General features: G+C 69.1%; 10 protein-coding genes and 3 tRNA genes. 5 read left to right on the top strand and 8 right to left on the bottom strand.

The window, feature by feature from the left end; translation table 11 throughout:
* Nucleotides 1-155: 155 nt before the first annotated feature.
* From ACIG5E_RS27035 to ACIG5E_RS27045, 3 genes are all read right to left on the bottom strand, one after another.
* Nucleotides 156-1,559 carry a glutamate decarboxylase gene (locus tag ACIG5E_RS27035; RefSeq protein WP_396537553.1) on the bottom strand — a complete coding sequence of 468 codons (1,404 nt, stop codon included), beginning with the start codon at nucleotides 1,557-1,559 and terminating at the stop codon, nucleotides 156-158.
* Between the two features lie 127 nt (nucleotides 1,560-1,686).
* Nucleotides 1,687-3,123 (bottom strand): FGGY family carbohydrate kinase, encoded by a 1,437-nt coding sequence (locus tag ACIG5E_RS27040; protein WP_396537555.1) that lies wholly within the window; start codon nucleotides 3,121-3,123, stop codon nucleotides 1,687-1,689.
* 107 nt (nucleotides 3,124-3,230) lie between these two features.
* Complete coding sequence (locus tag ACIG5E_RS27045) at nucleotides 3,231-3,527, bottom strand: hypothetical protein (RefSeq protein ID WP_396537577.1); 297 nt, start codon at nucleotides 3,525-3,527, stop codon at nucleotides 3,231-3,233.
* A 240-nt stretch (nucleotides 3,528-3,767) separates the two neighbouring features.
* Here ACIG5E_RS27045 and ACIG5E_RS27050 point away from each other — a divergent pair.
* Nucleotides 3,768-3,840, top strand: a tRNA-Asn gene (locus tag ACIG5E_RS27050).
* Nucleotides 3,841-3,903: 63 nt separating this feature from the next.
* Nucleotides 3,904-3,976, top strand: a tRNA-Asn gene (locus ACIG5E_RS27055).
* 131 nt (nucleotides 3,977-4,107) lie between these two features.
* Here ACIG5E_RS27055 and ACIG5E_RS27060 read toward each other — a convergent pair.
* Together ACIG5E_RS27060 and ACIG5E_RS27065 are read right to left on the bottom strand one after the other, a co-directional pair.
* The gene (locus tag ACIG5E_RS27060) at nucleotides 4,108-4,857 is read right to left on the bottom strand and encodes a trypsin-like serine peptidase (RefSeq protein ID WP_396537557.1); all 750 of its coding nucleotides are present in this window, start codon (nucleotides 4,855-4,857) and stop codon (nucleotides 4,108-4,110) included.
* 128 nt (nucleotides 4,858-4,985) lie between these two features.
* Nucleotides 4,986-5,831, bottom strand: a complete 846-nt coding sequence (locus ACIG5E_RS27065; protein ID WP_396537559.1) for a trypsin-like serine peptidase — start codon at nucleotides 5,829-5,831, stop codon at nucleotides 4,986-4,988.
* Nucleotides 5,832-6,020: 189 nt separating this feature from the next.
* Between ACIG5E_RS27065 and ACIG5E_RS27070 the strand changes: the two genes are divergently transcribed.
* Nucleotides 6,021-6,094: transfer RNA gene (locus ACIG5E_RS27070), tRNA-Ile, on the top strand.
* A 663-nt stretch (nucleotides 6,095-6,757) separates the two neighbouring features.
* Here the strand turns inward: ACIG5E_RS27070 and ACIG5E_RS27075 are convergent.
* On the bottom strand, nucleotides 6,758-10,399 hold the full coding sequence (locus ACIG5E_RS27075) for a ricin-type beta-trefoil lectin domain protein (RefSeq protein WP_396537561.1): 3,642 nt from the start codon (nucleotides 10,397-10,399) through the stop codon (nucleotides 6,758-6,760).
* A gap of 311 nt (nucleotides 10,400-10,710) precedes the next feature.
* On the opposite strand from ACIG5E_RS27075, the gene ACIG5E_RS27080 reads away from it, so the two are divergent.
* Together ACIG5E_RS27080 and ACIG5E_RS27085 are read left to right on the top strand one after the other, a co-directional pair.
* Nucleotides 10,711-17,952, top strand: a complete 7,242-nt coding sequence (locus ACIG5E_RS27080) for a polymorphic toxin-type HINT domain-containing protein (RefSeq protein ID WP_396537563.1) — start codon at nucleotides 10,711-10,713, stop codon at nucleotides 17,950-17,952.
* Between the two features lie 9 nt (nucleotides 17,953-17,961).
* A complete protein-coding gene (locus ACIG5E_RS27085) occupies nucleotides 17,962-18,225 on the top strand; it encodes a hypothetical protein (RefSeq protein WP_396537565.1) in 264 nt (87 codons plus the stop codon).
* A 634-nt stretch (nucleotides 18,226-18,859) separates the two neighbouring features.
* On the opposite strand, the gene ACIG5E_RS27090 is transcribed toward ACIG5E_RS27085, so the two are convergent.
* Together ACIG5E_RS27090 and ACIG5E_RS27095 are read right to left on the bottom strand one after the other, a co-directional pair.
* The gene (locus ACIG5E_RS27090; RefSeq protein WP_396537567.1) at nucleotides 18,860-19,894 is read right to left on the bottom strand and encodes an IS110 family transposase; all 1,035 of its coding nucleotides are present in this window, start codon (nucleotides 19,892-19,894) and stop codon (nucleotides 18,860-18,862) included.
* A gap of 97 nt (nucleotides 19,895-19,991) precedes the next feature.
* Nucleotides 19,992-20,320 (bottom strand): tyrosine-type recombinase/integrase (locus ACIG5E_RS27095; protein ID WP_396537569.1); only part of this gene is annotated, 329 nt, incomplete at its 5' end.

The following is a 20,320-nucleotide window of genomic DNA, read 5'->3' on the forward strand; positions in this document are numbered from 1 at the left end:
ACCCACACAAAACATTAACCCCGCCCATAACCACCCCCCCCGGGGGGCCCGCCTTCCCCCCCCCCCCCCCCGCCCCCCCCGGGGGGGGGGGCGCCCCCCCCCCCCCCCCCCGCCGCGGCATTTCCGGCGGTCCTTCCGGGACCGGGCGACACGCCTCAGTGGTGGAAGCCGGCGCTGGCCGGCACCCCCAGCTCCTTGAGCGGGACGGGCTGGCGCCGCAGCTCCGGGAGCAGCCGGTGGAGGTCGGCCAGCAGCAGGTCGGCGAGGTCCCGGGAGAAGCCGTTGCGGCAGACCACCCGGAGCACCGACAGGTCCTCGCGGTCCGGCGGGAAGGTGTACGCGGGCACCTGCCAGCCGCGCTCGCGCAGCCGCCGCGAGACGTCGAACACGTCGAAGGTCACGTCCTCGGTGGTGGTGAAGGCGAACACCGGGACCTCGTCGCCGCGGGTCAGCAGCCGGAAGCAGTCCAGCTTCCCGATCTCCCCGGCCAGGTAGGTGGCGACCTCCCGGCAGGCGCCCTGGACGGCCTCGAAGCCCGCCCGGCCGAGCCGCAGGAAGACGTAGTACTGCGCCGCGACCTGCGCGCCGGGCCGGGAGAAGTTGAGCGCGAAGGTCGGCATCTCGCCGCCCAGGTAGTTGACCCGGAACACCAGTTCCTCGGGCAGCGCCGTCTGGTCCCGCCACAGCGCCCAGCCGACGCCGGGGTAGACCAGCCCGTACTTGTGGCCGGAGGTGTTGATCGACTGCACCCGGGGGAGCCGGAAGTCCCAGACCAGGTCCGGGTCGAGGAAGGGCGCCACCATGCCGCCGGAGGCGCCGTCCACGTGCACCGGGACGTCCAGGCCGGTGCGCTCCTGGAGCTCGTCCAGGGCCGCGCAGATCTCCGCGATCGGCTCGTACGACCCGTCGAAGGTCGAGCCGAGGACGCCGACCACGCCGATGGTGTTCTCGTCGCACAGGGCGGCCGCCTGCTCGGCGCCGAGGTGGAAGCGCTCGCCCTCCATCGGCGCGGTGCGCGCCTCGATCTCCCAGAAGTTGCAGAACTTGTCCCAGCACACCTGCACGTTGACGCCCATCACCAGGTTGGGCCGGGCCCCGGCCGCGTAGCGCTCGGGGTAGCGGCGCATCCAGCGGCGCTTGAGCGCCATGCCGGCCAGCATGCAGGCTTCGCTGGAGCCGGTGGTGGAGCAGCCGATGGCGGTGTCCGGGTCGGGGGCGTGCCAGAGGTCGGCGAGGATGGCCACGCAGCGCCGCTCCAGCTCGGCGGTCTGCGGGTACTCGTCCTTGTCGATCATGTTCTTGTCCAGGCACTCGGTCATCAGCCGGGTGGCCTGCACCTCCATCGAGGTGGTGACGAAGGTCGCCAGGTTGAGCTTGGCGCTGCCGTCCAGCATCAGTTCGTCGTGGACCAGCTGGTACGCGGTGTCGGCGGCGACCGGGCCCTCGCCGAGCCGGTGCACCGGCGGGGCGAGCTCCATCGCGCCCAGCGGGTCGGTGATGCCGAGGAACGGACTGACGCTCAGCCGGCGGTCGCTGCCGGTCCCCTTGTGCAGGGCCATGGGATCCTGCCGCCCTTCGCCTCGGTGGCCGTGTCCCGACCCACGCTGCCACCGGGCGCCGGGTGACGCATCTTCACCGGCCGACTCCGGCCGGTGCCGTCCTCGGCGGGCGGCGGGCGGCGGTCCGCTACGCGGAGGCCGCCTCCGGGTGGACCTGGTCCCGGGCGGCGCGGTACTGCTGGCGCACCGCCGAACCGATCGCGAGGTCCTGCTCGCCCTCGGGCTCGACCGTCTCGGCGTCCGGCAGCTCCCACTCCGGCGGCTCGGCGGTGCCGGCCAGCGCCCAGGCGGCCTGCCGGGCGGCGCCGCGGGCGGCGTGGGCGCCCGGCGGGGGCACCACGACCGGGACGCCGAACAGCATCGGGGCGGCGTGCCGCACGGCCGGCAGCCGGCCGGCCGCGCCGAGCAGGAAGACCCGCTTGATCTCGACGCCCTGGCCGCGCAGCACGTCCAGCGCGTCGGCGATGTTGCACAGCATGCCCTCGACGGCGGCCCGGGCCAGGTGTTGAGGGGTCATCGCCTCGGCCCGCAGGCCGGTCAGGGTGCCGGCGGCGTGCGGCAGCGCGGGGGTGCGCTCGCCGTCCAGGTAGGGGAGCAGCACCAGGCCGTAGGCGCCGGGGGAGGAGTGCAGGGCGAGGTCGCTCAGCCCGTCCAGGTCCAGGCCGAGCATGGCGGCGGTGGAGCGCAGCACCTGGGCGGCGTTGAGGGTGGCGACCATCGGCAGGTGGTGGCCGCTCGCGTCGGCGAAGGAGGAGACCAGGCCGGTGGTGTCCACCACGGCCTTCTCGTGCACCGCGAAGATCGTCCCGGCGCTGCCGAGCGAGACCACCGCGTCGCCCGGGCCGAGGCCGAGGCCCAGTGCGGCGGCCATGTTGTCACCGGTGCCGGCCGAGATCAGCAGGCCCTCGGGGGTGTGCCCGGCGGGTTCGGCGGGGCCGAGCACGTCCGGCAGCCTGAGCTCGTGGCCGAGCGCCAGCTCGACCAGGTCCTGCCGGTACTCGCCGCTGATCGGGGACCAGTAGCCGGTGCCGGAGGCGTCGCCGCGGTCGGTGGTGCGGCGCTTGGGGTGGCCGAGCAGCTGCCAGACCAGCCAGTCGTGCGGCAGCAGCACCTCGGCGACCCGGCGGGCGTTGACCGGCTCGAACTCGGCCAGCCAGCGCAGCTTGGCGATGGTGTACGTCGGGCCGGGCACCGCGCCGATCGCGGCGGTCCAGGCGGCCGGTCCGCCGAGGGCGTCCAGCAGTTTGGCGGCGGCGCCGCCGGAGCGCGGGTCGTTCCAGAGGATCGCGGGCCGGACCAGCACCCCGCCCGCGTCCAGACCGATCATGCCGTGCTGCTGCGCGCTGACGCCGATCGCCCGGACGCCCTCCAGCAGGCCGCCGGCGGCGGCGTCGCCGAGCGAGTGCAGCCAGACCTGCGGGTCGGTCTCGCCGGGGCGCAGGTCCTGGTCCTCGGGGACGGGGTGCGGCGCCTTGCCGGAACGAAGGACGGCGCCGGTGTCGGTGTCGCACGCGACGATCCTGGTGCGGCTGGTCGAGCTGTCTATCCCCGCGACGATGGCCATGTCGAGATCATGCCTCAGCCCGGCCCGGTACGCGTCCGGGCCGGGTGAGCCGTTGCCGGTTCGGGACCCCGGGTTGGGGTCTCCTTTGCTCTGGGATCACCACCCCGTCACGGGCGGAAGGTACCCCAGCCGTCGTCCTCCGTCCGGGACCGGCTGAAGTACGGCACCCGGTCGGTGACCGCGTTCGGCAGTCGGTCCCCGACCCGGTCCGCGACGGCGCCGGCCGCCTTCCCGGCCACCGCGCCGGCCTGCTGCCGTGCCCGTTCGGCCGCCCCCTGGACCGCGGGGTTCCGGGCGATCTGCCGGGTGACCTTGGTGATCTGTTCGTAGCGCTGGCGCCCGGCCCGCGAGCCGAGGACGTAGCCGGCCGCGAAACCCACGGCCAACGACAGCTTCCACATGATCGGACCCACCCTCTCCTGGCGGCCTTCTGCCGCATTGCCCTACCCGTTGCTCGGGACGGCGAACCGTCCGCGCCCCCAGCATCCCCGGGCGCCGTCGGCGGCGCGCGCCGGGGCACGCCGGACCGGCGGTCCAGGGCGGCCGGGGAAAGCGATTGGCGGACCACCCCCCCGAGTGCGCTAATGTATGTCCCGCAGCGAGCGCCGAGGAGCCCGGGTCACGGGAGCCGAAGCGGAAGCCGATCCCCCATAGCTCAATTGGCAGAGCAGCCGACTGTTAATCGGCAGGTTATTGGTTCGAGTCCAATTGGGGGAGCTCAGGAGGAGTGCTCTTCGGGAGCCCACTTCCTGCGCGTGGTACGGAAGTTGAGTACCGCGATCCCGCATAGCTCAATTGGCAGAGCAGCCGACTGTTAATCGGCAGGTTATTGGTTCGAGTCCAATTGCGGGAGCTGCACCGGGTCCGCCCGGTGACTGCTCAGAGCGAAGGCCCCTCGGACGACCGGGGGGCCTTCGTGTTGCCCGGGCCGCTGTCGCGTGCATCACCCCGGTGGCCCGCTGCCGGCGGGGATGCCCCGCGGAATCAGGCGGTCGCCTTCCGGTAGAGGTCGGAGACCCGCTGGTCGAAGGCGACGCTGTACGAGGTGCCCGGAGTCTCCCCGCCCTCCTGGTAGCCGCCGATCACGCCGACCACCGCGCCGTCGCCGGTCACCCACGGGCTGCCGCTGGTGCCGTCGGTGTAGCCGCCGCAGTCGAAGCGCTCCTGGGTGGAGCTCTGCGAGCTGGTGCGGACCGAGCAGGTGATCGGTTCGTCGCTCTCGTTGGGGTAGCCGGTCACCGAGACCGACAGCCCGACGCCCCGGCCGGTGCCGAGCGGGTTGCCGCCGACCGCGTCCTCGACCTGCCGGCCGTCGGCCGGGCCGACCGTGACGAAGGCCACGTCGTAGTCGGGGTCGTCGTCCGAGGCCCAGCGCGGGTCGACGGTGATCGACTGCACCTGCCAACTCCCGTACGGGGAGTACCCGTTGCGGTAGCCGGGAGTGAACACCAGGCCGTCCAGCAGGCCGACCCGCTGGTTCTGCACACAGTGCGCGGCGGTGACCAGCAGGTTGCGCCCGGGGCTGTGCACCACGCTCGCGGTGCAGGCCCGGGAGCCCTGCGGGCTGTGGATGGACAGGGTGCCGATCCGGTCGCGGGCCGGGCTCTGCTGGGCGACCTCGGCGTTCGGCGAGGTGTCCGACCCGGCACCGCACGCGGTGCCGGAGGCCAGCAGCAGGGCGGCCAGCGCGGTCGCTCCGGCCGCGCGCGGGGGCGGCACCGGGCGGGGGGCCATCGGCGCTCCGTCTCGTTCCTCGGGGCGGGCATCCGGGCCGTGCGTTCCGCCGTTCGAGAGGAAGATCTACCAGGCCGTGCCCGGCGGCGCCACTGCCCGGGGTGTTCGAAGACGGGCCCCGGGGCCCGTCAGCCGGTGGCCCGGTCGTAGAGGGCCTGGACCCGGTCGCCGAAGTAGCTGCTGTACGAGGTGTTCGGGCTGTCGCCGCCCTCCTGGTAGCCGCCGATCACGCCGACCACGGTGCCGGTCCTGGTGGTCGGGTCGAAGTCGGTGACCCACGGGCTGCCGCTGGTGCCGCCGGTGTAGTCGGGGCAGTCGATCCGCAGCTGGGTGGCGCTCTGCTCGGAGGTGGTGTTGGAGCAGGTGATCGGGACGTTGCTGCTGCCCGGGTAGCCGGTGATCCGCACCGGGACCTGGTAACCGCGGTTGACGCCCAGCTTGTTGGCGCCGAGCACCTGCTGCACCTGCTGCCCGTTCTGGGCCTGGACGACCGCGAAGGCGACGTCCATGTCCGGGTCGGCGTGGTCGTTCCAGCCGTCGTCCACGGTGACGGCCAGCAGCGGCCACACGCCGCTCGGGGTGTCCCCGTTGCGGTAGCCGGGGACGAAGACCAGGTCGCTGCGCTGGCCGATCTTCGGATCCCAGACGCAGTGGGCGGCGGTGACGATGAGGTTGAGCCCGGCGCTGTCCACCACACTGGCGGTGCAGAAGTGGTCGCCGTCCGCGTTGCGGGTGAACACCGCGCCGACCAGCCCGTTGAGCACGTTGGGCTTGGCGGTGCGGGTCACCCCGGTGTGCCTGGCGGCCGCCCCCCTGAAGCGCTGCTTGGTCCAGCCGTGGCTGTTCGCGGTGCTGGTCGGCGGTGCCGAGGTGACCGTCGGGGCGACACTGCCGGGCCGCGCCGCGGTGGTGCAGCCCGTCGCCGCGAGCGCCAGCACCAGGGCCCAGGCCGCTCCCGCCCCACGCATCGTCATCAGTCCAGGCTGCCCTGTCGGGCCCCTCGGCCGCCACCCGGGCGCCGCCGCCCGGAGAGGCGCGCACCGTCGGCGCCCAGGTGCGCCCCCGGCGCGCACCACGGGTGATCGACCGGCTATGCTGCCCGGGACGGCCTCGCGGGGCCGTCTGCTGCTGCCGTGGCCGGGAACCGGCGCGCGCGGCGAACCGGGGCGGTAGCTCAGCCGGTTAGAGCAGGGGACTCATAATCCCTTGGTCGTGGGTTCGAGTCCCACCCGCCCCACTCTTGATCTGATGCCTCGTCGGGCGAGGCTGGGCCACTGACCTGCGGAAATGTCGAAGTCGCCTGGGAAAACTGTAGGCGAATGACCGTCGGATGACGGTGATTACGCGCCGAGGTTCACCCGCATGGGAACGTTATGTGAACGTTACGCTGACGTTTGGCGGGCTGAGCAGCGCGGTCGCGGGCCGAGTGGTTCCGCCCCGTGGGCTGATCGGCGCAATCCCTTGGATCGGCGCCTCGAAGTATTCGGTGCCGGTGTAGGACCTCGCCGCCCCGGACCGCCGTTGAGGGCAGCGGGCCGCAGCACAGCGACAATGGATCAAGGCCGGGCCGACACCACCATCCGAACCGGCCAGTGGGCCGACCGGTGCGCCCTGATCCGGGCGGCTTGCGTACGACTGGTGCGCGCGGCGTCCCGCATCTCGTCACCGGCTACCTGCATCCTGCACGGCGCATTCGGTAGCCGAACCACAGAGCAGCCCAGGAGTTCCGTGGGTCGGCATGTGCAGGTGGCCACCTCCCCGAATGCCAATCCGAGGAGGTGGCCACGCCGAGCGAACATTCACTCCGCCAGAGCTGGGCGACCGGGGTCACAGAGCGCCCGCCTGATGCCAAGGTGGCCGGCGGCCGCTACCGCGACCGTAGATGAGTCCCTGCTTGAGTTCAGCTTCGTACGAGAGCGGTCCACTTCTGGGCGGGAGTGCCGTTGCAGTCCCAGAGTTGGAGTCGGGCGGTGTTGGTTGTGGTGCCGCCGGGGAGGTCGACGCATCGGCCGGATGCGGGGTTGTAGAGGCTGCCGTCGGGCCTGGGGACGAAGGTCTGCTGCGGGGCGCCGTTGCCGCAGTCCCAGATCTGCAGGGGGGTGCCGTTGGCGGTGCCGCGTCCGGTGGCGTCGAGGCAGTGGCCGAGGGAGCGAAGGCTGCCGTCGGGCTCGAAGGTCCACTTCTGGGCGTTGCTGCCATTGCAGTCGTACAGCTGGACGGCGGTGCCGTTTGCGGTGCTGCCGCTGGTGATGTCCACGCACTTGCCGGTCTGGGCGGTGTAGGTGATGGGGCTGTTCTCGGCGTAGGTGCTGAGGACGCCGGTCGGTCCGTTGGTCCAGGTGTAGTAGGGGTCGGTGGTGGTGGAATGGCCGGTGAAGATCTGGATGACGCCGCCTGGGGTCATGCTCCAGAGGGTGGGGGATCCGATGCCGGTGAGGTCGCCGTCGGAGCCGATGACGGGCCAGCTGGCGGCGGTGACGCCGTAGCCGATCTTGGTGTCGGTGGCGATGCCGGTCAGGGTCCGGTAGTTGATGTTGCCGCCGTAACCGTCGCTGATGGCGATGGTGCCGGTGGTGAAGGTGTAGCCGCGCAGGTCTCCGTTGCTCTCGTTGCGTGCCCACAAGCCGGGGTGGCCCTGGCCGGCCCAGTCACCGGGGGAGATCAGGTCCCAGCCCTTCCAGCCGGTTGCGGCGAGCTTGGTGGGCGAGCCGAAAGTGCCGTCGCTGACAGTGGGGTAGAACCAGAGGGCGCCGGTGCCGTCCGGGCTGGTCTCGACGGTGAACAGGCCGGTGCGGTTGAGGAACTTCTTGTTGGTGTCGAGGTTGGTGGTGCTGGGGTCGCCGCTGGCGGCGATCTGCAGCGTGGTGGACCAGTCGGTGGCGTTGTAGCCGGTGCAGTCGGTCAGCTTCGGGTCGCAGACGGGCTTAGCCACATGACTGTTGGCGTCGAAGACGCCAGTGATGCCTGCGTTTCCGGGGTTTTGGTAGTAGTAGAGGCTCTGGTCGCCGTCCTTGTGGACGATGAGGTCGTCGACGTTGTTGGCCCCGCGCAGGCTACCGCGGTGGGTGGTGTGGTAGTTGGCCCAGGAGTCGCCGCCGGGGGACTTGGCCTTTGGGGCGGCGAGCGGGGCTTTGGCCTGGGTGGCGGGGATGCTGTAGGCGCGCAGGTCGCCGTTGGGGTCGGCGGTGAGGATGTCGGGCAGGGCGTCGCCGGTGACGTCACCGAAGGTCGGCGCGGGGCTGTTGGGGTTCCACGGTGCGTAGAAGGAGTATTGCGCGACCGGGGAGAGGTTGCCGGCGTTGTCCTCGGCCTGGATGTAGAGGACGTTGGTGCCCCAGCGTCCCGGGGTCACCTGGATCTGGCCGGTGGGCATGGAGCTGCCGCACTGCCAGGAGGAGTCGACGAGCTGGGGGTCGAAGCTCCAGCGCAGGCAGACCACTCCGGAGGTGTAGGCGCCGCTGGGGTTGGGGTCGTGGGCGGTGAAGGGGATGCCGCCGCTCTGGCCGGCGTAGAGCTGGGGGGTCTGGCCGTTGCCGCTGGGCGGGAACTGCTTGCTGGTGTCGGTGACAGTCGTGGGGAAGGTGACGGTCGGCGGGGTGAGGTCGACCTTGAAGTAGCAGTTCGGTGTCGGGGCGGACCAGGGAGTGTCGTCCAGGCCGTCTTTGGCCTGCATGTCGTAGCCGTAGGCGTGGCCGTCCTGGATCAGGCCGGCGGGCAGTTGGAAGCTTGTGGTGCCGCCGCTGCTGACGTACGGCGTGTCGCCGCTCGCGCCGTTGGAGGAGTTGTAGTCCCAGATGTGGTCCCAAGTCTTGACCTGGGCCTGGGTGGGGCTGGTGACGGTGGCGTTGAGCCAGACGGCGTTGTTCTGGGCGGAACCGGCACCGAGCCAGGCCCAGTCGTTGGCGTTGCCGTCACCACAGGCCTGGTTCGTCGACGCGGGGCTGACCGTGGTGGGGGCGGGCCACACCGACGGGCTGGTAGGGACGTTGGGCACCCGGTCGTACATCACGGACAGCGCCGGCTGGTAGGTGAACCGCTTGAAGGCCAACTGGTTGCTCTCGTCGCCGTAGAGGCCGAACGTCAGCTGCCCGTAGTTGACGTACTGCTTCATCGCCCCGGTGATGTCGAAACTGAACGGCACGTTGCCGTAGCACGCTTGGTCGTGTCCGGAGCCGCCCACCGAGGCCGTATCGCCGAGCTGACCCCCTTGCTGTCCGGGCTGGTTGGACCAGGTCGTGCCGTAAGAGATCGGCCCGTTGGTCACGTAGAGATTGAGCGGGTACTTGTTGGTGCAGGACCAGTCGGCGGAGACGTACTCCTGCATGGTCATCGTCGCGGAGTGGATGACCGCACCGCCGAGCGCGCTGATGTCGAACTGGTAGAAGCTGCGCTCAATGTCGGCGGGGGAGCAGCTGCCGCCGTTGGGGTAGTAGCCGCACTTTCCGACGCCCGGGTGCTCGGCGTCCGTAGGGCCCTGGTGCATCCAGTTGCCGGGGCTGTCGTGGGCGGACTGGACCCAGGTCCAGGAGTTGCCTGTCAGGGTCCAGGGGAGGTAGTCGGGGTCGATGTAGTAGGGGGCGGTGCCGTGGGCCAGGAGGTCCTGGTCGGGGGTGAGGTCGATGCCGGCGTCGGTGGCCTTGACCGGCATGGTGGAGACCTTGGCGGCCGTCCCGGGGCCGGCGTCAGAGCTGGCGGTTGTGGCCTGGCCCGGATCCGTCGGTGCGGGTGCGGGTGTGTCTGCCGCGGCTGCCCTGAAGGTCAGGGCGGCCTTCGTCACGGTTGCGGGGGCGCTTGCGGCGGGTGCGGTGGTGCTGTCCCACATCTGCGGAGTGCGGGAGACCCAGCGGGGCTTACCGTCAGCGCCGACGACAGTGACGCTGCCGTGCTCGTCGCTCTTGACGGTGACGCCGTCCAGGGTGGTCCCGAAGTGCAGATTCTTCAGCATCGGGTTGGCAGCCGCGGCCTGCGTCTTGACGACCAGGACGGTGCTCAGCCCACCGAGCTTGGTGGCGGTGACCTTCAGGTCGATGTCGGGTGCCACGGACGGGTAGACCACGCTGTCACCGCTCACGGTGGGCGCGGGCAGTGCGAACGGGGCGGACAGCGCTAGTTTCTTTCCGTCCGAACTGGTCATGGTCGCCAGCGGCCCGTCCCCGCCCTTGGACAGCGCCACCTGCGCCGCCGCGGACTTGGGCGAGAACGTGCCGTCCTGGTTGACCGCGAGGGTGGCGTCCAGGCCCTGCCAAGCTCCATTACGGCGTACGCGCTGCTGCTCCAGGTGGCTGGTCAGAGCGAGGTGACCATCGGGAGTGGCGACGGTCTCGCTGTACTCGGTCGTGAGCGAGTCGACCGGGACGTTCTTTTGTGTGGCCTTGGCCTGGGCGATGGCCTGTTCGACCGCGTTGGCGGGCGGTCGTGACTGCGACTGCTTCACGGTCGCGGCGTCAATGGCGGCCTGCGAGGGCACGTTCGGTGCGTCGGCGGCTTGGGCGCTGAGGCCTGAGAGGCCGGTGGTGAGCGCGAGAACGGCTGCCGCGGTCAAGGCCCTGAGCGGGACGCCGTTGCAAAGGCGCTTTCTGGTCAAAGCGGGAAACTCCCCCCAAAGAACATGGATAGCCTGCATAGGCACAGGCCAGAGGCACCGTAGGGGGACGGACTGACATCGGCCAGTTCAAGTTCGATGTCGAAGTCCAGACTTGATGTGAAATGGCCGCTTCGTGCCCCTCTGTGAGAATCCTCACCATCGGATACGCCTTGACTGTGCGTCATCAAACCCCGCTAGCATTCGCCGGTTCGGATACAGGACGCACCTCCCGTATTCCGGGGGGACCAATGCTTGGGGGATATAAAAGCGTGTCAGTTATACAACGATCGGGCTTCGGGAAAGAAAAGAGCAGGAGGGGGAGACTGCGCGGACGGCTCGCGGCCGTCACAACGGCCGCCGTCGTCGGTTCTCTGCTCGCGCCCCTGCCGATCGCGGCTGCCGCGGGTGGGCCGGACTACTCGCGCACGTGGTCGCCGCCGAACACCGCCCTGCCAAAGACGCCCTCGGTCGCAGGGCAGAACGCGGCGCTGGTGCCGGTTGCGAAGCCGAAGCACCCGGTGCCGCCGACCTGGACTCCGCCGAAGGAATCGAAGTCGGTTCCGGGTGGCCACGCCTCGGTGACGCTCGGCTCCGCACCCGAGGCCCACCCTCTCGGCGAGGGTGAGAAGCCGAAGGCCGGTGCGGAGGCCAAGGCCTCGGGACTTCCGGTCACTGTCGCGCCGCTGGCCGGCTCGTCGGCGGCGGGCCAGACGATCCAGGTCGAGATGGCCGATGCCAAGGCCTCGGCCACCGCCGGCATCCCCGGCGTAGCCGTGACTCTCACCCGCCCTGGCTCAGGCGACGACGCACCGGTGCGCCTGGGAGTCGACGCCTCCAGCCTGGACAGTGCGTTCGGGGCGAACTGGGCAGCCCGGGCCCATCTGGTGGTCCTGCCCAGTTGCGCGACGACGACGCCGCAGGCCGCCGACTGCCGCAAGCAGACGCCGCTGGAGTCGCACTACGACCCGTCGGCGAAGAAGCTCGTCGCCGACGTCCCGCTGAACAGCACGGGCACCGCCAAGGCCTCGACCACTCCGGCCACCAAGACCACCACCGATGTCTCCGGTGCGGCCCGCGCAGTGTACGCAGGCTCCACCACCACGTCGACCACGGTCGGTGTGGTGTCCGGGGCTTCCAGTGGGGCCGGAACCTATGCGGCGACCCCGCTCGGGGTCTCCCAGGGCTGGACCGCGGGCGGGTCGTCGGGCGCGTTCACGTACGGCTACCCGGTGCAGGTGCCGCCGGCGCTGGCCGGTTCGGCCCCGAAGGTATCGCTGTCGTACGACTCGGCGTCGGTGGACGGGATGACCTCGTCGACGAACGCGCAGGCGTCCTGGATCGGTGACGGCTGGGACCTCGGTGCCGGCTTCGTCGAGCGTTCATTCAAGCCCTGTTCGCTGGACGGGATCACCGGCTCCGGTGACCAGTGCTGGAGCGGTGCGAACCTGACCATGTCGCTGGGCGGCCATTCGGGGCAGTTGGTGCCCGACGACTCCTCCTGCCAGGCCAACGCTCCGGCCACGATGGAGCAGGCGGCCTGCACGTGGCGGCTGAAGGACGACGACGGCACGAAGGTGCAGTTCCTGACCGGTGCCACGAACGGCACCTGGAACGGCTCCTACATCAAGGTCACCGACACCGACGGCACGGTGTCCTACTTCGGCCTGAACCATGTGCCGGACGCGAACGGCAACCCGACCACGCTGGGTGCGGACTCCGGCTCTGCGTGGACTGTCCCGGTCTACTCCCCCAACAGCGGGGATCCGTGCTACGACCCGGCCAAGGGCCAGGGATCGTGGTGCCAGACCGCGTGGCGCTGGAACCTCGACTTCGTCGTCGATCCGCACGGCAACCTGACCACCTACACCTACGCCCCGGAGACGAACTACTACTCCCGCGGCGGCGCCCAGAACAACGGCAACGGCACTCCCGCCGCCTACACCCGCGCCGGTGTACCGGCCACCATCGGCTACGGCCAGCTCCTCTCGGACCAGCTGAACAACAACGGCGCCTACAACCCCGCCGCGAAGATCGTCTTCAACACCTCCGAGCGGTGCGTCACCTCTACTTCGGCCTGTGACCCGTCCCAGCGCACCGCGGCCAACGCGGCGAACTGGCCGGACGTCCCGCTGGACCAGCAGTGCGACGCCACCAGCCCGTGCACGGTCTACGGGCCGACGTACTGGACCACCAAGTGGCTGACGTCCATCACCACCCAAGTGAAGGTCAACGGCACCTACCAGACCGTGGACTCCTACGCGCTCAACCACACGTTCATCAACGTGCAGAACGCCACCGAGAACACCCAGGTCCCGTGGCTCGCCTCCATCCAGCGCACCGGCCAGGACCCCCAGGCCACCGGCGGCCAGATCACCCTGCCGCCCGTGTCCTTCACCTCGCAGTTGCTGCCCAACCGCGTGGACGGCACCAACCTGGTCCCCGCACCGCCGGCCTACAACCGGCCGCGCATCCAGCTGATCACCACTGAGACCGGCAGCACCATCGGCGTCAACTACGCCCCCGCCGCCTGCTCACGGGTGAACAACGTCATGCCGGCCTCCGCCGACAGTGACACGCTCTCCTGCTTCAACGTCAAGTGGAATCCGCCCGGCTCCATCGCCGGCGCCACGCCGGTGGACGACTGGTTCCTGAAGTACCCGGTCGCGAGCGTGACCGTGAACCCCGGTGCTCCTCATTCGATTCCGATGGAGACCGATTACACCTACGGAAAGGCCGCCTGGCACCGCAACGACTCGCCGTCGACCCAGGACAAGAACCGCACCTGGGACCAGTTCCGCGGCTACGCCTACGTCACCGCGATAGCCGGCAGCGGCAACGACGGGCCGCAGTCGAAGAAGTCGACCACCTTCTACCAGGGCATGGACGGCGACCTCCTCGCGAACGGCACAAGCCGCAGCGTCCAGGTGGCCGGCCCAATGGGCGCAGGAGCCACCGACTCCGACTGGCTCTCCGGGCAGACCCGCGAGACTGACACCTACACCAGCGCCGACCCTGCCGGAACCGTCACCAGCTACACGGTGCAGTCCTTCAGCGGCGATCCGGTCACCACCGCCACCCACAACCAGGGCAACAACCTTCCCGCACTGCTCGCGCGGTACGCGACCACCACGACCGTGAGCACGACGAAGTCGCTCAAGGCCGACGGGACCTGGCAGTCCACCGCAACCACCACGACGACCGACCCCGCGCACGGCAACCGCGTCAGCACCTCACTCGACAGCGCCGACGGCCTGCCGGACATCTGCACCCGCACCAACTACGCCACCGGCGGGGACCCGCAAGTCCAGGAGCTCTCCTCCGAGTCGGTGGTGGTATCCGGCGCCAACGCCTGCACCGCCACGGCCACGGCGTCCAACACCATCTCCTGGACCCGGACCGTCTACGACGGCAAGGACTTCGGACAGCTCGGCGCGGCACACGATGCGACCGGCACACTGACCCTCGACCACTTCGACTCCAACGGAACCCCGCAGTTCAGCGCGATCAACGCGACGTACGACGGCTACGGACGCGCCACGAGCGCGACCGATCCCAACGCCACCGACAGCGCGCACCTGGGCGGTGCGACCGTCACCACCGCCTACACGGCGGCAGGCGCGGGTGAACTGCCCAACAGCGTCACCGTCACGACCCCGGCTCCCGCCGGCGCGAGCGACGCGACTACCGGACGCGTCACCACCACCACGTACGACACGGCGCGCTCGCTGCCACTGACAGTGACGGACGTCAACGGCCGCACGACCACCCAGGCCTACGACCAACTCGGCCGCGTGACCAGCGTGTGGCTGCCCGGCCAGGCCACCACCGCCAGCGCCAACAAGAAATTCGCCTACTCGCTTCCGGGCGTGGTCAACGGCGCTGCGGTGCCTCCGACCGTGACCACCTCCGACCTGACGTCGAAGGACTACTACACGGTCAAGATCGACATCATGGACGGTGAGGGACGGACCGTCCAGTCCCAGTCAACCCCCGCGCTCTCCGCCTACAAGGGCCGGCTGATTACCGACACGGTGTACGACTCGCAGGGCCGGGTCACCCGGGCGAACAGCCCCTGGTACAACGATGCGGCCGCGCCCAGCCCCACGCCGTTCGACACCGTCACCAACAAGGTCCCGGCGCAGACCTACAACGTCTACGACGGCCTCGGCCGCCCGGTGACCACGCAGTTCGTCGCCTACGGCGTCACCCAGACCACGACCGCCACCGCCTATCCCGGCGCCGACCGGACCGACGTCACACCGCCCGCGGGCGCCACCCCGACCTCAACCGTCACCGACGCACGCGGCCACAAGACCCAGCTCTGGCAGTACAAGACCCCCACCGCGACTGGCAACCAGGCCGACGCGGACATCACCACCTATTCCTACAATCCGGACGGCCACCTGGCCACGCAGAAGGACGCGGCAGGCAACACCTGGAGTCACGGCTACGACTTGCGCGGCCGGGAGACCTCGACCTCAGACCCGGACACCGGCACCGCCACCAAGACCTACGACACTGACGGCCATCTGGCCACCGTCACGGACGCGCGCGGGCAGACCGTGGCCTACACCTACGACCTGCTCGGCCGAACGACGGGCACCTACTCCGGTACGGTCGCGCCGGCTAACCAGCTGACCGGCTTCACCTACGACACTGTCGTCAAGGGCAAGCCCGCCACCTCCACCCGCTACGTCAACGGGGCCTCCGGCATCACCTACACCAGCTCCGTGCTGGCGTACGACACCGCCTACCACCCCACCAAGACCACCACCACGATCCCCGGCACCGAAATCGGCCAGGGCACAACCCCCTTCACCTACACCTACCAGGCGACCTACGACCCCATCTCCGGTGCGCCGATCTCCGACAGGCGCTCGGCCGTCGGCGACATCGCTGCCGAGGTGATCACCTACATCTACGACGTCAACGGGCCGCTGCGCAGTTACGGCGCGTTTGGAGGGGCCACCTACGACCTGTCCTCGGACTGGGACGCCTACGGCCGCAACATCCGCTCCACGATGAACCCCTGGGGCACCCAGATCGTCGTCACCAACACCTACGACGAGTCCACTGGCCGCCCTCTGCAGCAACTCGTCGACAAGCAGACCGCCTCCACCGGCGCGGTGCAGCAGCTCACTTACACCTATAATCCGGCCGGACAGCTCACGGCGATCCGCAACATCCCGGACAACACCCCGTCGTCCACCGACCTGCAGTGCTTCGGCTACGACTACCTCGGCCGCCTGACGAACGCCTGGACCGACACCGGAACACTCACCCAAGCCGCCCAGCCCACGGTCGGCGGAATCGGCGCCTGCGCCAACTCCACCCCGACCAGCGGCGTCCAGGCACCCCTTCGGACGACGGTCGGTGGGCCCGCCGCGTACTGGCAGAGCTACGGCTACGACCTCACCGGCAACCGCACCCAGCTCATCCAGCACGACCCCTCCGGTGACACCACCAAGGACACCACCACCAACCAGACCTACCCGGCCTTCGGGACCGTCAACACCCCGACCACCGCACCCAACACCGGCGGCGGCACCGGCGGCCCGCACGCCCTGACTGGCACCACCACCACTGCGCCGACCGGCACTACTGGCAGTAGCGCCCAGTACGACGCAGCGGGCAACACCACCGCCGTCACCGACACTTCCGGCACCGCCACCCTCGCTTGGAACAGCGAGGACAAGCTCGCCTCCTACACCAAGACAGGCACCGCCGGACCGACCACCTACCTCTACGACGCCAACGGCAACCAGCTCATCCGCCGCGACCCCGGCAAGACCACCATCAACCTCGGCGGCGACGAACTCGTTTACAACAGCAACGCCAACACCGTCACCGGCATCCGCTACTACCAGATCCCCGGCGGCATCACCCTAGTCCGCCAGGGCGGCACCACCACCTACCAAATCGCCGACCACCACGGCACCGGCATCCTTGCCCTCGACGGCACCACCCTCGCCGCGTCGCGGCGCCTGGCTGACCCGTTCGGCAACCCGCGCGGCACCCAGCCCGCCACTTGGGCCGGCGACCACGGCTTCGTCGGCGGTACCAAGGACGACGCCACCGGCCTCACCAACCTCGGCGCCCGCGAATACCAGCCCACCACCGGCCGCTTCCTCAACCCCGACCCGATCATCGACCTCGCGTCCCCACAACAGTGGAACGCCTACGCCTACAGCAACAACAACCCAGCCAACCTCTCCGACCCCAGCGGGCTGCGCCCTGATGGCGAGGTCGGCGGCTTCGGTAGCAAGGTCTCCCATAACCTCACCGAGACCTGGAGTCCCGACGGAAACGGCGGCTGGGACTGGCACGAGGACGTCGTCTACGGCGACATGGCCCAGGACAAGCCGTTCGTCGTTCACAACACGATCAACTTCAACGCCAAAAGCGACAGGCGTAAGCCCGCTTCCTCCTGGTCGTCCAACGACGTCAAGCCCGGGGGCAACGCCACCTGGGCCGCCGTCACCCACTTCGTGGGCGAGGTCACCGGTGTGAACGATGCCATCGACTGTGCCCACGGCTCATTGCAGGCCTGCATCGACACCGGACTCAACGTCATTGGATACAACAAGGCCCGGCTAGCCATGCGAGGAGCAGAGGCTCTGGCTAAGGAAGCCTTCCCAGAAACCGAACACCCGAGCATTCCACGCGGATGCAAGGGTGGTAACAGCTTTGCGCCCGACACACCCGTCCTCCTGTCTGACGGCACCGATAAACCCATCAGTGACCTACAGCCTGGCGACAAGGTCATCGCGACAGACCCGGAAACCGGCACGACGAACGTCGAACCAGTCACCAACACCATCGTTGGGTCAAACGACCGCGACTTCACAGACCTGACAATCAGCGGCCCCTCCGATCCGTTCAAGAGCTCTACAATCACCTCCACCCAGAAGCACCCCTACTGGGACGAGACCACCCAACACTGGACGAACGCCAACGAGCTCAAGGTCGGTGACCACCTACGGACCGCAGACGGCAAGACCGCAACCGTCCTCCAGGTCCACAACTACCAAACCAACCCGCAGCCCGCCCACAACCTCACCATCGCAGACGTCCACACGTACTATGTACTCGCTGGTACTACGCCGGTGCTAGTGCATAATTCCAACTGCGGCTCCTTTATGCAGATGTACGAGGGAGGCGGTGGGGTTATTGCAGATCTGAACAACGGTGCGTTGAGCATGGCGGTGGAGCGGGGCGGAAGCTCCGTTTCTGGTGGACAGATGTTCGCCGATGTCATGAATCATTTTGGCCCCGAAAATGTCACGTCATTCCAGGCTAAATGGGTCTCCGCAATGCCGAGCAATCTTGACGCCTTCAATGCAAATCTTAGGGCTGGAATGTCCTATGAGGATGCGGCTGCCAATACCTTCACTGGCCACATGAGTGGAAAGTATGGATTGACTGTTGTGACGGTCGATAGAAGTAAGCTCGTGGGCGAGTTCGGCAACTACACCAACGTTGAACCTGTATTTTCGCGACCTGTAGGGTAGGTGGGTGTCTTGACTGGTGAAGTCGCGCTGCGAGATCTCGTGACTGAGGGTGCAACCTTTTTGGAGGTGCTCGAATACCTGTCTCAGCGAGGCCCTCGCGCTCTTACACCGCTTGAGTTCCTCAGGGTGTTCCAGGAGGAGCTTGGAATCTCGTTCATCGAATCGCGGAACATGTTGGAGTATTTTGACCCCAGCATGAAACCGATTGTCGATGTGGAGCTCATCAACGAGCGCGGGCGCCTCCTTCTGCAGAGGTTCAATCCAATTGACTGACGGACACTGAATTTGGGGGAATGGCGCCTCCACTTGATTAGTGGAGGGATCGCTATCTCGGCTCGCATTGTGATAGGCGCGCCATTGGCGCATAGTCTGTTAAAATGTCGCGAATTGGTCATGTGAGCCACAAGGAAGGGCCTCGTCGAACGTCTCGGCGAGGCCCTTCTGAGCGTCTTGACGGCAGTAGTTGACGGCAACGTCATCCCTGAAGGGGCGGGGCCGGGTCAAGTGTCGGGGGCTTGCTTTTCGGCTGGTCCGGCTGGTTTTGGGCAGCTGCGAGCAAGGCGTCCCGTGGGTCAAGACGGAGCGCCCGCAGGCGGAGCCGAGGACGAACGGTCTTGACCCACGGGACGTCAGGCTCGCGACGATGTTGGTGCCGGGGCTGCTGGTGAGGTTGTGGATAGGTCCTGGTGGGATTGCGGTGGGGGTGTTCGGTGTCGTCTCCAGGGTCCGGGCGGGTGCCGGAGGGCAGGCCGTGGGCACGGCTGCCGGTCATCCCTTCGCCCCGCTGGTGGGGGAATGGAGCGGTGCGGCGTGCGGCCGGGCGGGGTCAATCAGCGGGGCGACCTCGCCGCCGGGGCGGGGGTCAGACGTTGCGCGACCTCGCGCCCGGACGCGGTACCGTGCCTGGTCATGCTGCGGCCTCGTTTGCGTGCAGGGCGCGGATCTCGCCGTCGCGCAGGCCGTAGTAGACCAGGGTCAGAAGTTTGCGGGCCACCGCGACGGTGGCGATGTTGCGACCACGCCGCTCGGTGATGGTGGCCCGGGCGGAGGTGAGCCAGGAGCCCGGGGGGATCTTCTGGGCGGCCTCGATGGCGGCCCAGCGCACCAGTGTGGAGCCCTGCTTGGTGATGTGTCCGCGGTGGACCTTGGTGTCCGACTCGCGGTGACGCGGGGTCAGACCTGCCCAGGAGCACAGGTGGGCGGCATCGGCGAAGCGGTCGATCTCGCCGATCTCAGCGACGAACACGGCGGCGAGAGTACGTCCGACGCCGGGGAAGCTCTGCAGTAGGCGGTAGCCGGGATGGGTGGCGAGGCGGGCTCGTAGCCAGCCGTCCGCCAGGTCGACCTCGAAGTCGTAGGCGTCGATCAGGCGCAGGGTGGCGTTCGCTCGGGCTCGGAACGGGGGGTCGAGCACGGCGCGGTCCAGCAGCTCGCGGCCGCGAACGCCGAAGATGTCGCTGACCGGCAGGTCGAGGCCCTGCTTGGCGAGGATGGCGTGGATCTCGGCCTTCAGCCCGGACCGCAGGGCCACACATTTGGCGCGGTGGCGGACCAGCTCGCGCAGTTGACGCACGGCTGGCGGGGCCAGGTATGCCTCGGGCAGGCGGCCCATCCGCAGCAGGTGGGCCAGGTCCGCGGCATCGCGTACGTCGTTCTTCACGCGTCGGTAGGCGAACCCCTTGATGCCGAGCGGGTGGGCCAGGTGGACGGTGGCGCCGGCGGCCTGGAGCGCATCGGCGGCCCAGTACCAGCCGTAGGTGGCTTCCAGCACCACGTCCGGGTCGGGACCGGCCTTGGCGATCTGGAGCGCCAGCGCTACCGGGTCGTTGTCGATCCGGACGCTCTCCAGGAGCTCGCCCTGATCAGTTTGTCTGACGATCACCGAGCGGCGGCGGTGCAGGTCGATACCGACGTACTGCCGCCCGGCGTACTCTGCACACACAGGGGCCTCCATCGTTGTGCAGGTTGCATGGACAAGCCCAGTGTCGCCCGACGCCGGGAGCGCCCACGAGGAGCGGAGGCCCCGCCCCTTCATCGCATCAGCGGACGGGTGCTGCACAAAGCGGTGGCTCGTCGCTGTCGTCGGGGTCGGTGGCCGCCCCGGAGGGCTTGCCGAGGGTGCGGCCGAGGAGGTCGATGGCGTCGCGCTGGAGGCGGAGGCGGACGTGGGCGTAGACGGTGGCGGTGACGCCGATGTGGGCGTGGCCGAGGAGTTCCTTGATGACGACGAGTTCGACGCCTTGTTCCAGGAGGAGGGTCGCGGTCGAGTGCCTCAGGTCGTGGGTGCGCCGTGAGGCGCTGTGGTTCGAGTGGAGGTGAGAGACCTTCACCGCTGATCCTGTCGCAGCAGGACGGTGGAGCTGGGGGC

Source organism: Kitasatospora sp. NPDC053057, assembly GCF_044546945.1.
Taxonomy (GTDB): Bacteria; Actinomycetota; Actinomycetes; order Streptomycetales; family Streptomycetaceae; genus Kitasatospora.